Here is a 12,914-nt window from a genome sequence, read left to right as displayed (position 1 = left end):
CGGGGTCGCATCGAACGGGCTCGCACCACCCTGCGCGGCGGTGCGGGCCCGTTCCGTGTGCGGGTCAGTCCAGATAGCCGCGGAGCTGATCCGCGAAGGCGTGGTCGCGGAGCTTGCTGAGGGTCTTGGACTCGATCTGGCGGATGCGTTCGCGGGTCACGCCGAAGAGGCGGCCTATCTCCTCGAGGGTGCGCGGGCGGCCGTCGTCGAGACCGTAGCGGAGCTGGACCACTTTGCGTTCGCGCTCGCCGAGCGTGGACAGCACCGCTTCCAGGTGCTGGCGCAGCAGCAGGAACGCGGCGGACTCGACGGGGGACGTCGCGTCGCCGTCCTCGATGAGGTCGCCGAGCGCCACGTCGTCCTCCTCGCCCACCGGGGCGTGCAGGGACACCGGTTCCTGCGCGAGCCGCAGCACCTCGCTGACCCGCTCAGAGGTCAGTTCCAGGTGTGCGGCCACCTCCTCCGGGGTCGGCTCGTGGCCCCGCTCCTGGAGCATGCGGCGCTGGACCCGCACCACGCGATTGATCAGTTCGACGACGTGGACAGGCACGCGGATCGTGCGGGCCTGGTCCGCGAGCGCGCGGGACATGGCCTGGCGGATCCACCACGTCGCGTACGTGGAGAACTTGTAGCCGCGGGCGTAGTCGAACTTCTCGACTGCCCTGATCAGGCCCAGGTTTCCCTCCTGCACCAGGTCGAGCATCGTCAGGCCGCGGCCCACGTACCGCTTGGCCACGGAGACCACGAGGCGGAGATTGGCCTCGATGAGACGGCGCTTCGCCATCCGGCCCATGACGACGAGCCGGTCGAGGTCGACGGCCAGTTGGGAGTCCGGGTCGGGCGTGGTCGCGAGACGCTCCTCCGCGAAGAGGCCGGCTTCCACCCGGCGGGCGAGCTCGACCTCCTCGGCCGCCGTGAGCAGCGGGATGCGTCCGATCTCCCGCAGGTACTGGCGGAAGAGGTCGGAGGACGGGCCACCGGAGTCGGTGGTGCCCCTCCGTGCGGGCCGGGGCGGCTCCGGTAGCTCTACCAACTCTTCGTTCACGCTCCCCGGCACGGCGTCGGGGTGCCCGGCGGGCAGGCCCTGCGTGGGCACCTGCCCGGCAACGGCAACGGCCTCGTCGGTGAGGGTCTGGGTCTGCACGGGGCGACCTCCAGGGTGATCGCTGCCGGTCGGGGGGCGGGGGCTACTCCGAGGGCTCAGGCACCGCCAACCAGTGTGGGGTACGACACATCTCCGCCACGAGGGGCGTGCGGTGACTTTTTGAGACCCGTGCGTGACCGGCCGGTTACCCGTATGTCCCCGTTCGGGGACTCGCTGCTGGTCGCGGACGTACGGGAGGGGCGGATGCGGTCGAGCGGCACCAGTTCGCCGCCCACGGAAGACGGCCGCCAGGGTCAGCCCCGGCGCGGTCTCGGGGAGTTCACCGAGGTGACGAGGGCGTAGTCGAAGGAGATCGGGTCCCCCTCCTCGTCCGTCGGGTACGCGAAGCCGCTCTCGTTCGACAGGGAACCCTTGAGGTCGGGAAGCGTTCCACGCCGTCGTCGTTCTGCTCGACCGTGCGGCCCCGTTCCCCGAGGCGCTCCGGTGCGCTACAGCGCCGCCGCGCCCTGGTTGCGCAGTGACTGGGCGTACTGCTGGAGCACCCACAGTTCGTTCGCCACCGCGGCATAGCGCTCCGGGTCCGCGTTGGTGGCCAGGCGGGCCATCGTGCCCTGGACGTCGCGGATACGGCGGTCGACCGCGCGCAGGCGGACCTGGACGAGCTGGACGCCCGCGTACATCTCGTCGACCGTGCGCGAGTGCACCGCTTCCACGGCGAGCTCGGTGACCAGCGCCCGGACGGTGTCGTTGGGCGCGGCGTCGCGGACGCGGGCGAGGTAGCCGGAGGTGTCGTGCGTGCCCTGCTCGGCGCCGCCCGCCTCCTCGATGGTCTGGCGCACCGCCGCGTACGGCGGGGCCGTGAACTCGTCGACACCGTAGGCGTCGAACGCCGGGGAGACCAACTCGGGGTGCTGGAGGGCGAGTTTGAGCAGCTCACGCTCGGTGCGGTGGGCCGGGCTGCGCAGGTTGATCGCCGGGCCGGACACCGCCGCCGGGGGCTGCGCCGGGGTCTCGTACGGCCGAGGCCTGCCCGGCCGGTCCTGGCCGCGGCCGCCACCGACACCCGCGCCGCCGCGCTCACGGGCCCAACGGGCCAGCTGGGCCACCCGCTTGACCACGAACTGGGTGTCCATGATCCCGAGAATGCCGGCGAGCTGGACCGCCGACTCGTGCTGGATCGCGACGTTCTTGATGCCGGCGACGATCGGGGCGGCCTCGTCGAGAGCCGCGGCGCGGCCCGCGGGTGTCTCCAGGTTGTGCCGGGCGACCATGTGCCGGATGGCGAACTCGAAGAGCGGGGTGCGCGATTCGACGAGCTTCATCACCGAGTCGTCGCCCTCCGCGAGGCGCAGCTCGCAGGGGTCCATACCGCCGGGGGTGATCGCGATGGAGGTCTCCGCGGCGAACTTCTGGTCGTCCTCGAAGGCGCGCAGGGCCGCCTTCTGCCCGGCCGCGTCGCCGTCGAAGGTGAAGATGACCTCCGCGGTCGCGTTGTCCATCAGCAGCCGGCGCAGGATCTTGATGTGGTCGCCGCCGAACGCCGTGCCACAGGTGGCGATGGCGGTGGTGACGCCCGCGAGGTGGCAGGCCATGACGTCCGTGTAACCCTCGACGACGACGGCCTTGGTGGTGCGGGCGATCTCCTTCTTGGCGAGGTCGATGCCGTACAGCACCTGCGACTTCTTGTAGATCGCGGTCTCTGGGGTGTTCAGGTACTTCGGGCCGTTGTCGTCGTCGCGGAGCTTGCGGGCGCCGAAACCGACGACCTCGCCGGTGATGTCCCGGATGGGCCACATGAGTCGACCGCGGAAGCGGTCGATGGGGCCGCGGCGGCCCTCCTGCGAGATGCCGGAGAGCAGCAGCTCCTTGTCGCTGAAGCCCTTGCCGCGCAGATAACGCGTGAGGTGGTCCCAGCCGGCCGGGCTGTAGCCCACACCGAAGTGCTGGGCGGCGGCCTGGTCGAAGCCTCGCTCGGCGAGGAACTTCCGGCCGATCTCCGCCTCCGGGCTGTCCAGCTGCTCCACATAGAACTGGGCGGCGATCTTGTGGGCCTCGACCAGCCTGATCCGCTCGCCGCGCTGGTGGGTCGGGTTGTAACCGCCCTCCTCGTAACGCAGGGTGATGCCTGCCTGGGCGGCGAGGCGCTCGACCGTCTCGGAGAACGAGAGGTGGTCGATCTTCATCACGAAGGCGATGGTGTCGCCGCCCTCCTGGCAGCCGAAGCAGTGGAAGAGACCCTTGCTCGGGCTGACCTGGAAGGAGGGGGACTTCTCGTCGTGGAAGGGGCACAGGCCCTTCAGGTTTCCACCGCCGGCGCTGCGCAGCTGGAGGTACTCGGAAACGACGGCGTCGATCGGGACCGCGTCCCGGACCGCCTTCACGTCGTCATCGTTGATCCTGCCTGCCACGCGTGAATTCTACGGTGGTGCGGCGACACTCCGGTCAGCCGGCGAGATCGGTGAGCGGCACGCTCGGATTGCCCAGGGCCTGGAGGTCCACGGGCGCCCCGGAACGGACCAGCTGCTGGATCGGCGCGGTGACGTCCCACACGTTGACGTTCATCCCGGCCAGCACCCGGCGGTCCTTGAGCCAGAACGCGATGAACTCCCGCTTGCCCACGTCGCCGCGGAGCACCACCTGGTCGTAGGAGCCGGGCGGGGCCCAGCCCGAGTACTCCATCCCCAGGTCGTACTGGTCGGAGAAGAAGTAGGGGACGCGGTCGTAGGAGATGTCCTGGCCGAGCATGGCGCGGGCGGCGGCCGGGCCGCCGTTCAGCGCGTTCGCCCAGTGCTCGACGCGCAGCCGGGCCCCGATCAGCGGATGCCGGGCGGCGGCGACGTCGCCCGCGGCGTAGATGTCGGGGTCGGAGGTGCGCAGGCTCTCGTCGACGGCGATGCCGCCCCCGTGTGCCCGGTCGGCGAGCGCCAGGCCCGCGGCCTCGGCGAGCGCGGTGCGCGGAGCGGCGCCGATCGCGGCAAGGATCTCGTGGGCCGGGTGCTCCTCGCCGTCGTCGGTGCGGGCGGCGAGGACCATGCCGTCCTGCCCGGTGATCTCGGTGAGTCGGGCGCCGAAGTGGAAGCGGACGCCGTGCTCGCGGTGGAGTTCGGTGTAGAACTGGCCGAGCTCGGGGCCGATGACCTGGTGGAGGGGGGTCGCCTCCGGTTCGATGATCGTGACCTCAGCGCCGTATCCGCGGGCGGCCGCCGCGACCTCCAGGCCGATCCAGCCGGCACCCGCGATGAGCAGGTGGCCGTTGTCGCGGCCGAGCGCGCCGAGCACGTGCCGCAGCCGCTCGCCGTGGGCGAGGCGGCGCAGATGGTGGACGCCGGCCAGGTCGGTGCCGGGGATGTCCAGACGGCGGGGCTCGGCGCCCGTGACGAGCAGCAGCTTGTCGTACTGCAGGACGGTGCCGTCGCCGAGGCGCACGGAGTGCGCGTCGCGGTCGATGGAGACGACCATCTGTCCGAGGTGCAGTTCGATGTCGGCCTGGGCGTACCAGCCGGGCTCGTGGACGAAGACGCTGTCGCGCTCGTCCTTGCCGACCAGATACCCCTTGGACAGGGGTGGCCGTTCGTACGGGTGGTCGCGCTCGTCGCCGATGAGGATCACTCGTCCGGTGAACCCCTCGGCACGGAGGGTCTCGGCGGCTTTGGCTCCCGCCAGCCCACCACCGACGATGACGAATGTCCGATGTGCGTCGACCACGTGATGCCTCCTCGTTACTTCTCCGCAGCGCAGCCTTCAGCGAGCGTCCCGCACGGAGCGAGACGGCGGAAGAGGGAGTACCCCCTCGGGCGTGTCAAACCGGACGAATCGCTGGGCGCCCTGTTCGCAGCGCCGTACGACGCCGTTTCTCGACTCCGTGCTCAGCGCCGGGCCGTGAGACGGGCGTGCAGGGTGCGGGCGGAGGCGTCGGTGAGATTCGCGATCTGGTCGACGATCACCCGCTTGCGCGCCCGGTCGTCCGCCGCCGTCTCGAACATCGCGCGGAACTGGGGCTCCAGACCCTCCGGCGCACGGGCCGTGAGCGCCTGCGCCAGCTCGGCGAGCACGATGCGCTGGTCGGCGCGGAGCGCCTCCTGCTCGGCGCGCTGCATCACATAGCGGTCGGCGACGGCCTTCAGCACGGCGCACTCGTTGCGGGTGGAGCGCGGGACGACCAGCTCCGCCGCGTACCGGGTCAGACTGCCGGCGCCGTACGCCTGCCGGGTCGCGCCCTCCGCGGCGAGCGCGAACCGGCCGATGAGCTGGCTGGTGGCGTCCTTCAGCCGCGCCTGGGCGACCGCGGAGCCGTCGTAGTGATGCGGCCACCACACCTGGTCGACGAGCCGGTCGAGCGCCTCGGACAGCTCCTGCGGGTCGGTGTCCTCGGGTACGTATCTGCCGATGGCCACCGACCAGATGCCGCCGCGCTCCGTCTCCGAGTCGAGGCAGTTGGGGTCGATGTGCCCGGCGTGCAGGCCGTCCTCGAAGTCGTGCACCGAATAGGCGACGTCGTCGGACCAGTCCATCACCTGGGCCTCGAGGCACTTGCGGTACGCGGGGGCACCGGCACGCGCCCACTCGAAGACCGGCAGGTCGTCCTCGTAGACCCCGAACTTCGCCGAACCGGGCTCGGTGGGGTGACCGCCGCGCGGCCAGGGGTACTTGGTCGCGGCGTCGAGCGTGGCCCGGGTGAGGTTCAGTCCTACGCTGACGGGCTCGCCCGACTCCGTGTGCACGAAGCGCTTCGGCTCGATCCGGGTGAGCAGGCGGAGGGACTGGGCGTTGCCCTCGAAGCCGCCGCAGTCCCGCGCGAACTCGTTGAGCGCCTGCTCACCGTTGTGGCCGAACGGCGGGTGGCCCATGTCGTGCGCGAGGCACGCCGCCTCGACGAGATCCGGGTCGCAGCCGAGGGCCGCGCCCAGCTCACGCCCGACCTGGGCGCACTCCAGGGAGTGCGTCAGCCGGGTACGGGGGCTGGCGTCCCAGGCGTGGCTGCGGGTGCCGGGTGTCACCACCTGGGTCTTGCCCGCGAGGCGTCGCAGCGCGGAGGAGTGCAGTACGCGTGCCCGGTCGCGCTGGAACGCCGTGCGGCCCGGGCGCTTGTCCGGCTCGACCGCCCAGCGTTCTGCGGCCGCGTCGTCGTAGCCGGTGGAAGGGCCGGAGCCCGTTCCGGTGGCCGGGCCGGTGCCGGTGTCCCGGCCGGTGTGTGCGGTGCTGGTGGTGCCGTCCATGCACCGAAGGTAACCGGAGCGGCCGACAGTCGGGGTCTACGCGGCGGACAGTTCCAGCCGTCGGACGGTCCGCGTCGTGCCGGGCAGGGCGCGCGCCTCGTCGTAGCGGTGCAGCAGCAGCCTGGCGACGGCAGGGTGCGTGCCCAGCGGCTCCGCGGCGATCCAGGGAGCGGCGGCGGCGCTGCGGGTGGAGAACAGCCCTGGCGCGGTGAAGTAAGAGGCGACCGCGATCCGGTGACGGCCGCGGGCGGTCAGCGCGCGGATCGCGGCCGGGACGGTGGGTGCGAGGGCGGAGGCGTACGCGGCGACGACCGGTACGCCGCCGAGCCGCTCGCCGAGCAACTCCGCCATGCGCCGGGTGTCCTCCGCGGACTCCCGGTCGCGCGAGCCGGCCGACGCGAGAACGACGCCCGCGCTGCGGCTCGTGCCGTCCTCGGCGCTCCAGCCCGCCTCCGCCAGGCGGGAGAGGAGCGCCTCCACGAGGTAGGGGTGCGGGCCCAGCGGACGGGCGATGCGGATGTCAACGCCGGCCAGACGCGCGGCGGCCTGCGGAATGTCGTGCTTGACGTGGTGGCCGCGGCTCAGCAGAAGCGGCACGAGCACGGCGGGGCGGTGCGCCAGCCCGGCGAGGGTGTCGGACAGCAGCGGCTCGTTCAGCTCGATGTGGCCGAGACGGACATCGAGCCCTGGCCGGAGTTCGCGGACACGGTCGAGGAGCGCGGTGACGGTCACCAGGGCACGCGGGTCACGGCTGCCGTGGGCGACGGCGACGAGCGCGGGCCCGTTCTCGTCAGTGGTGCGGGGGGCGTGGGTGGGGCGGCTGCGGGGCATGCGTGGCGGGTTCCGTTCAGTCGGACGTGACTCAGCTGGGTGCCGAGCTGAGCGGTGATACGCGTGAGCATCTCGACGGCGGTGTCGAAGTGCGGGGCGGTGTCGGCGGCGTCCACGACTGCGCCGGAGGCGGCGCTGGGGAGGGGCGGGGACTCACGAAGGTGTTCCGGCTCCGTCATGCACCGATGGTGCCGGGCGGAGGTTGCGAGGTTGTTGCGTGAGGGTGACGGGTCTTTGCCGGGGCCTCACGGACGGGGCGAGCCACGGGGGCGTCTTCCGCGCCGGGGATGCCCCGTCCGTCCATCCGGGGCTCCGCCCCGAACCCCCCGCGCGTCAGAGGCGAGGCTGGTTTCCAGCCTGTCCGGAGGGTGCACGGGGTCCGGGTCGAAGCCCGCCACGCGGCGGGGCCGCACTTCGGTACAGCGGGACGGGGCGGGGTGGAGGAAACGCCTCCGCAGGGCTACCGCGCCAGCCAGACCCGCAGCGGCCCCGTCGGCACGCACCCCGCCGCCCGCGCCGCCGCAAGTGCGTCGCCGCTCTCGTAGCCCACGACCGGAAGCCCCGGCCACTCCCGTGCCACGGCCGACAGGCAGCCTGCCCACGCCGCGCCGAGGTCGTGGTCCGTCGTGAAGAGGTTGGACACGCCCGCCGCTGCCCCTCCCCCGCTCACGCTCACCACCGAGCCCGCCACCACGCTTCCGGCCGCTCGGCCCGTGAGGAAGGCGGCTTCGGGGGCGGCGAGCAGTTCCGTGCGGAACAGGTGCGCGAGGCCCTCGTCGGCGTCCCAGGCCTCCGCCCATTCGGCCAGTTCGGCGGGGGTGGCGACGCGAGTCCATTCGACGCCCTCGGGAGTCGCGGGCGCCGGCAGGTCCGCGGGCCGGTGCAGCCACTGCGCCTCGAAGAGGACGTCGAACCCCGCCGCGGACAGGTCCAACGACGCGAAACTGTCCTTGACCGAGCAGCCGGGGGCGGTCGGATCGACCCCGCCCAGGATGTCGTCCGCCGTGGCGTCCGCCGCCAGTGTCACCGCGTCGGGGTAGAGCATCGGCGTGCGGCGGGCGTTGGTCCAGGCGCGGGCGCCGAACGTGCCGGGGAGACCGTGTGCCCGGCACATGGCCTCGCACCACTCGGCGTTGTTGCGGGCGGCGGTCTTCGCCCTCTCGTCGATCACGGGCTGATCCTCGCAACAGGGGAGGCGAGAAGGCGAACCGTTTTTCTTCGTCCGTCGTCTGACTCGGCGTGAGAGCAACGAAGAAGCGGCGACGCGTCGTGCAGGCGGTGATGCTCGGCTGCGTGCTCGGGCTCGTGCCCATGACGTGGATGCACGCTGTCGCCGACGGCCGGATCCGTACGGTGGCCGAGGCCCCGGCCGAGGACGTCGCCCTCGTCTTCGGCGCCGGGCTGTGGCAGGACCGGCCGTCCCCGTACCTCGCCCACCGGCTTGACGCCGCCGCCGAGCTGTACCGGACCGGCAAGGTCGATGTGGTGCTGGTCACCGGCGACAACAGCCGGGTGGAGTACGACGAGCCGGACGCCATGCGGACGTATCTGACGGAGCGCGGTGTGCCGGACGACCGGATCGTCAGCGACTACGCCGGGTTCGACACCTGGGACTCGTGCGTACGGGCGAAGAAGATCTTCGGGGTGGAGCGGGCCCTGCTCGTCACGCAGGGCTTCCACGTCCGCCGGGCCGTCGCGCTGTGCCGGTCGGCCGGTGTCGACTCGTACGGCGTCGGGGTCGCGGAACCACATGACGCGACCTGGTACTACGGCGGGGCGCGCGAGATGTTCGCGGCGGGAAAGGCATCGCTGGACGCCGTGTTCCGGCCGGATCCGCGGTTCCTGGGCGCTCAGGAACCGGGCGTTCGGGACGCCCTCGCGGACGCGCGGCGCTGACAGGCAGCTCTGACACGCCGACGGCGCGCGGCCCCGCCCGCTCGCATCCGCATCCCCGGCACGCAAAAGTGAGCGGTATGAGAAAAGACGCGGCAACGCTGCTGACGCGGCACACCGAGGCGCTCGCCCTCTTCACCGACCGGGTGCACGCCGTGCGCGACGACCAGTGGGACGAACCGACCCCGTGCACCGAGTGGTCGGTGCGCGATCTCGTCAATCACCTCACCGCGGAACAGCTGTGGGTGCCCGATCTGGTGACGGAGCAGGCCACCATCGAGGACATCGGTGACGCGTACGACGGCGACGTCCTCGGCGAACATCCCCGCCGTACCTGGGACGCGGCCGCCCGCGCCGCCCACAAGGCGTTCTCGGCACAGGGAGCGCTCGAGGGGACCGTCCAGCTCTCGTACGGGGAGACACCGACCACGGCGTACTGCGCGCAGATGATCAGCGACGCGGTGGTGCACGCCTGGGACCTGTCGCGCGGGATCGGCGCGGAGGAGCGGCTTCCGGACGCGCTGGTGGCCTTCACCCTGGAGGAGGTCGCCCCCTACGCGGCGGAGCTGTCGAAGTCCGGGCTCTTCGCCCCGCCGATCGAGCCGCCGCCGGGGGACGACCCACAGTCCAGACTGCTGGCGATGCTGGGCCGCCGCGCCTGACGACGGCCGAAGGCCGACGGGCAGACCGGCGAGCGGCAGCCCACGCCCGACGGCCGGCCGCGGCTCCTCACGCCGTCGCGGGCCGGTCGCGGAGCGGGGCGTACCTCTTCCGTAATGTGCCGCGACCGCTCGCGTAACACGGATGTTCCACGCTGGCGTCATGCGCGACGAGACCACCCCGACCCACTGCCCCTACTGCGCCCTGCAGTGCGGCATGAATCTGCGCCGCGGAGCCGTTTCCGGTCCCGCCGCCGAGCCGGTCGTCGAGGTGGCGGAGCGCCCCGACTTCCCCGTCAACCGGGGCGCCCTGTGCGGCAAGGGCCGTACGTCGCCCGCCCTGCTCTCCTCCCGGGTGCGCCTGACCGGGCCGCTCGTCAGAAGCCACGCCACAGGCCGGCTCGAGCCGGCCACCTGGGAGGAGGCACTGCGTACGATCGCCGACGGGCTGCGGCGTACGACGGATGTGTACGGCGCCGACGCGGTGGGCGTCTTCGGCGGCGGCGGGCTGACCAACGAGAAGGCCTACACGCTCGGGAAGTTCGCCCGGGTCGTGCTCGGCACCTCGCAGATCGACTACAACGGCCGTTTCTGCATGTCGTCGGCGGCGGCGGCGCACAACAAGGCGTTCGGCCTCGACCGCGGACTGCCGTTCCCGCTCGAGGACATCCCGAAGACCGGCTGTGTCGTCCTCGTCGGCTCCAACCTCGCGGAGACGATGCCTCCCGCGCTGCGCTATCTCACCGAACTGAAGGAGAACGGCGGCACGCTGATCGTCGTCGACCCCCGGCGTACGAAGACGGCGGAGCAGGCCGATCTCCATCTGGCGCCGCGCCCCGGCACCGATCTGGCGCTCGCGCTGGGCCTGCTGCACGAAGTGGTGGCCCAGGGGCGCACCGACGAGGAGTTCATCGCGGAGCGTACGAGCGGCTGGGCCGACGCCAGGGCCGCCGCGATGGCGCACTGGCCGGAGCTGGTCGAGCGGATCACCGGCGTGGGCGTGCCCCAGCTGCGCGAAGCGGTGCGGCTGTTCTGCGACGCGCCGTCCGCGATGGTGCTGACGGCCCGCGGCCCCGAGCAGCACTCCAAGGGCACGGACACCGTGAGCGCGTGGATCAACCTGTGTCTGGCGACCGGCCGGGCGGGCCGTCCGCTGTCCGGCTACGGCTGTCTGACCGGGCAGGGCAACGGCCAGGGCGGCCGCGAGCACGGCCAGAAGGCCGACCAGCTGCCGGGTTACCGCAAGTTGGACGACCCCGCGGCGCGGGCCCATGTGGCGGGTGTGTGGGGCGTCGACCCCCAGTCGCTGCCCGGTCCGGGACGCAGTGCGTACGAGCTGCTGGACGCGCTGGGCGGGGAGGTGAAGTCGCTGCTGCTGATGGGCTCGAACCCGGTCGTCTCCGCGCCGCGCGCCGCGCACATCGAGGGGCGGCTCAAGTCGCTGGACTTCCTGGCCGTCGCGGACGTGGTGCTCTCGGAGACGGCGGCGCTCGCGGACGTGGTGCTGCCGGTGACCCAGTGGGCGGAGGAGACCGGCACGACGACCAATCTGGAGGGCCGGGTGCTGCTGCGCCGCAAGGCGCTCGACGCCCCGGAGGGGGTGCGCAGCGATCTCGAGGTGCTGAGCGCTCTCGCGGCGCTGCTCGGGCACGAGAAGGGCTTCCCGGCCGACCCGGAGGAGGTCTTCGAGGAGCTGCGGCGCGCGTCCGCGGGCGGCCCGGCGGACTACTCGGGCATCACGTACCGCAGGATCGCCGACGAGAACGGCGTGTTCTGGCCCTGCCCGGAAGGGGAGGACCCCAAGGCGGCCGGCGTGCACCCTGGGACGCCGCGTCTGTTCCTCGACCGGTTCGCCACCCCCGACGGACGGGCGAGGTTCGTCTCCGTGGGGCACCGGCCGGCCGCCGAGGAGCCCGACGCCGAGTATCCGGTGCTGCTGACGACCGGCCGGGTGGTCGCCCAGTACCAGTCGGGGGCGCAGACAAGGCGGGTGGACGAGCTGAACACCGCCGCGCCCGGGGCGTTCGTCGAGCTGCATCCGCAGCTGGCGGAACGCCTCGGTGTCCGGGAGGGCGAGCCGGTCGCCGTGGTGTCCCGGCGCGGCCGGGCGAGCGGGTCGGCGCGGATCACCACCGGGATCCGGCCGGACACGGTGTTCATGCCGTTCCACTGGCCGGGCGAGGGCCGGGTCAACACGGTGACGAACCCGGCACTCGACCCGACCTCCCGCATGCCGGAGTTCAAGGTGTGCGCGGTGCGGGTGGAGTCGGTGAGCCGGGCAGCCGCTCAGTGACCGCTTCGTGCCAGTCCCCGCCCTCGACGGGGGTCCCGCGGGCCCGCAGCTCGCGGGCCACCCGTTCGGCGGCGACGTAGACCCAGGCCCGGACCTCCGTGCCGTCCTCGAGGACGACATCGCGGACCACCCGCACGTACAGGTTGTCCGGGTGGCCGGGCCGGCCGGTGTACTCCTCGATCCGGTCCAGTGCCAACAGCAGTCGCCGGTACTCCTCGGGGGCCGCCGTCACCGCCTCCCCGGCGACGCTGACCGGGCCGCCCCGGTCGTCGACGGCATACGGATGGCCGGGGCCCTCGTAGAGCCGCGCGCCCGGCAGCACGGCCGGCCGCTCCGCTGTCGTACGGCCCCGCAGGAACAGGTCGTGGTTGCGTTCGCCCGGCCGCAGGGTGCCGTAGACGAAGAACGGAAGCCGGTCCCGCATGTTCACCGGGCCACCGTCTCCGCCCGCACCCAGGCCGCGTACGCCGCGTTCCCGCGCACCACCGGAGTGGCGATGATCTCCGGGGTCTCGTAGTCGTGGGCGGCGGTCAGATGGGCCTCGAGGGCGCCGTAGCAGGCCGGGGTCGTCTTGAAGAGGACCTGCCACTCCTCCGCGGTCTCGATGGCGTTCTGCCAGTGGTAGACCGAGGTCACCGGCGCGGAGATCTGCGCGCACGCGGCCAACCGGGCCTCGACCGCGTCCCGCGCGAGCTTCTGTGCCTTGTCCGCGCTGTCGGTCGTGGTCATCACGGTGAGCAGCGGCGGCGCGGCGGGGGTCTGTTCCACGGCACGGGCTCCTTCTCGGTCGTCGGCTCGGTCATCGGCTCGTATGCGGTGGCGGGGGGGGGGGGGGGGGGCCCCCCCCCCCCCCCCCCCCCCCCCCCCCACACCCCCCCCCCCCCCCCCCCCCCCCCCCGCGCGCGCCCCCCCCCCCG

Annotated in this window: 12 protein-coding genes; 4 read left to right on the top strand and 8 right to left on the bottom strand. The window is 72.6% G+C overall.

Annotation, left to right across the window (positions count from 1 at the left end):
- Positions 1–64: 64 nt before the first annotated feature.
- The gene (locus tag ACIQ7Q_RS14260; RefSeq protein WP_403860255.1) at positions 65–1,144 is read right to left on the bottom strand and encodes an RNA polymerase sigma factor; all 1,080 of its coding nucleotides are present in this window, start codon (positions 1,142–1,144) and stop codon (positions 65–67) included.
- Between the two features lie 153 nt (positions 1,145–1,297).
- Here ACIQ7Q_RS14260 and ACIQ7Q_RS14255 point away from each other — a divergent pair, with 153 nt between their 5' ends.
- The gene (locus ACIQ7Q_RS14255; RefSeq protein ID WP_403860252.1) at positions 1,298–1,447 is read left to right on the top strand and encodes a hypothetical protein; all 150 of its coding nucleotides are present in this window, start codon (positions 1,298–1,300) and stop codon (positions 1,445–1,447) included.
- Positions 1,448–1,593: 146 nt separating this feature from the next.
- Here ACIQ7Q_RS14255 and dnaG read toward each other — a convergent pair whose 3' ends face one another.
- The 5 genes from dnaG to ACIQ7Q_RS14230 all read right to left on the bottom strand — a co-directional run bounded on the left by dnaG (position 1,594) and on the right by ACIQ7Q_RS14230 (position 8,266).
- Positions 1,594–3,513 carry a DNA primase gene (gene dnaG, locus ACIQ7Q_RS14250; RefSeq protein WP_403860250.1) on the bottom strand — a complete coding sequence of 640 codons (1,920 nt, stop codon included), beginning with the start codon at positions 3,511–3,513 and terminating at the stop codon, positions 1,594–1,596.
- A 34-nt stretch (positions 3,514–3,547) separates the two neighbouring features.
- On the bottom strand, positions 3,548–4,810 hold the full coding sequence (locus ACIQ7Q_RS14245; RefSeq protein ID WP_403860247.1) for an NAD(P)/FAD-dependent oxidoreductase: 1,263 nt from the start codon (positions 4,808–4,810) through the stop codon (positions 3,548–3,550).
- Between the two features lie 161 nt (positions 4,811–4,971).
- Positions 4,972–6,321 carry a deoxyguanosinetriphosphate triphosphohydrolase gene (locus ACIQ7Q_RS14240; RefSeq protein ID WP_403860244.1) on the bottom strand — a complete coding sequence of 450 codons (1,350 nt, stop codon included), beginning with the start codon at positions 6,319–6,321 and terminating at the stop codon, positions 4,972–4,974.
- A 36-nt stretch (positions 6,322–6,357) separates the two neighbouring features.
- Positions 6,358–7,152 carry a sirohydrochlorin chelatase gene (locus ACIQ7Q_RS14235; RefSeq protein ID WP_403860241.1) on the bottom strand — a complete coding sequence of 265 codons (795 nt, stop codon included), beginning with the start codon at positions 7,150–7,152 and terminating at the stop codon, positions 6,358–6,360.
- 460 nt (positions 7,153–7,612) lie between these two features.
- On the bottom strand, positions 7,613–8,266 hold the full coding sequence (locus ACIQ7Q_RS14230; protein WP_403860593.1) for a hypothetical protein: 654 nt from the start codon (positions 8,264–8,266) through the stop codon (positions 7,613–7,615).
- Positions 8,267–8,433: 167 nt separating this feature from the next.
- Here ACIQ7Q_RS14230 and ACIQ7Q_RS14225 point away from each other — a divergent pair, with 167 nt between their 5' ends.
- From ACIQ7Q_RS14225 to ACIQ7Q_RS14215, 3 genes are all read left to right on the top strand, one after another.
- Positions 8,434–9,048, top strand: coding sequence for a vancomycin high temperature exclusion protein (locus tag ACIQ7Q_RS14225; protein ID WP_403860590.1), 615 nt, complete (start codon positions 8,434–8,436; stop codon positions 9,046–9,048).
- Positions 9,049–9,125: 77 nt separating this feature from the next.
- Positions 9,126–9,707, top strand: coding sequence for a TIGR03086 family metal-binding protein (locus ACIQ7Q_RS14220; RefSeq protein ID WP_403860238.1), 582 nt, complete (start codon positions 9,126–9,128; stop codon positions 9,705–9,707).
- 160 nt (positions 9,708–9,867) lie between these two features.
- On the top strand, positions 9,868–11,997 hold the full coding sequence (locus ACIQ7Q_RS14215; RefSeq protein WP_403860235.1) for a molybdopterin oxidoreductase family protein: 2,130 nt from the start codon (positions 9,868–9,870) through the stop codon (positions 11,995–11,997).
- Here ACIQ7Q_RS14215 and ACIQ7Q_RS14210 read toward each other — a convergent pair.
- Positions 11,945–12,421, bottom strand: coding sequence for a gamma-glutamylcyclotransferase family protein (locus ACIQ7Q_RS14210; protein ID WP_403860587.1), 477 nt, complete (start codon positions 12,419–12,421; stop codon positions 11,945–11,947). The genes ACIQ7Q_RS14215 and ACIQ7Q_RS14210 overlap by 53 nt on opposite strands.
- Positions 12,422–12,423: 2 nt before the next feature.
- A complete protein-coding gene (gene cutA / locus ACIQ7Q_RS14205; protein WP_403860584.1) occupies positions 12,424–12,726 on the bottom strand; it encodes a divalent-cation tolerance protein CutA in 303 nt (100 codons plus the stop codon).
- Between the last annotated feature and the right edge of the window lie 188 nt (positions 12,727–12,914).

The sequence above is a fragment of the Streptomyces sp. NPDC096176 genome (assembly GCF_044763255.1).
Classification (GTDB): domain Bacteria; phylum Actinomycetota; class Actinomycetes; order Streptomycetales; family Streptomycetaceae; genus Streptomyces.
The sequence above is the reverse complement of the archived record's forward strand: the minus strand, read 5'-3'. Positions and strand labels throughout refer to the sequence as shown.

Excerpts from the sequence above, each read along its gene's own strand:
- ACIQ7Q_RS14255 (WP_403860252.1), top strand. The coding sequence starts at position 1,298 with ATGTCCCCGTTCGGGGACTCGCTGCTGGTCGCGGACGTACGGGAGGGG.
- ACIQ7Q_RS14240 (WP_403860244.1), bottom strand. The coding sequence starts at position 6,321 with ATGGACGGCACCACCAGCACCGCACACACCGGCCGGGACACCGGCACC.
- ACIQ7Q_RS14235 (WP_403860241.1), bottom strand. The coding sequence starts at position 7,152 with ATGCCCCGCAGCCGCCCCACCCACGCCCCCCGCACCACTGACGAGAAC.
- ACIQ7Q_RS14230 (WP_403860593.1), bottom strand. The coding sequence starts at position 8,266 with ATGTGCCGGGCACACGGTCTCCCCGGCACGTTCGGCGCCCGCGCCTGG.
- ACIQ7Q_RS14225 (WP_403860590.1), top strand. The coding sequence starts at position 8,434 with ATGCTCGGCTGCGTGCTCGGGCTCGTGCCCATGACGTGGATGCACGCT.
- ACIQ7Q_RS14220 (WP_403860238.1), top strand. The coding sequence starts at position 9,126 with ATGAGAAAAGACGCGGCAACGCTGCTGACGCGGCACACCGAGGCGCTC.
- ACIQ7Q_RS14215 (WP_403860235.1), top strand. The coding sequence starts at position 9,868 with ATGCGCGACGAGACCACCCCGACCCACTGCCCCTACTGCGCCCTGCAG.
- ACIQ7Q_RS14210 (WP_403860587.1), bottom strand. The coding sequence starts at position 12,421 with ATGCGGGACCGGCTTCCGTTCTTCGTCTACGGCACCCTGCGGCCGGGC.
- cutA (WP_403860584.1), bottom strand. The coding sequence starts at position 12,726 with ATGACCACGACCGACAGCGCGGACAAGGCACAGAAGCTCGCGCGGGAC.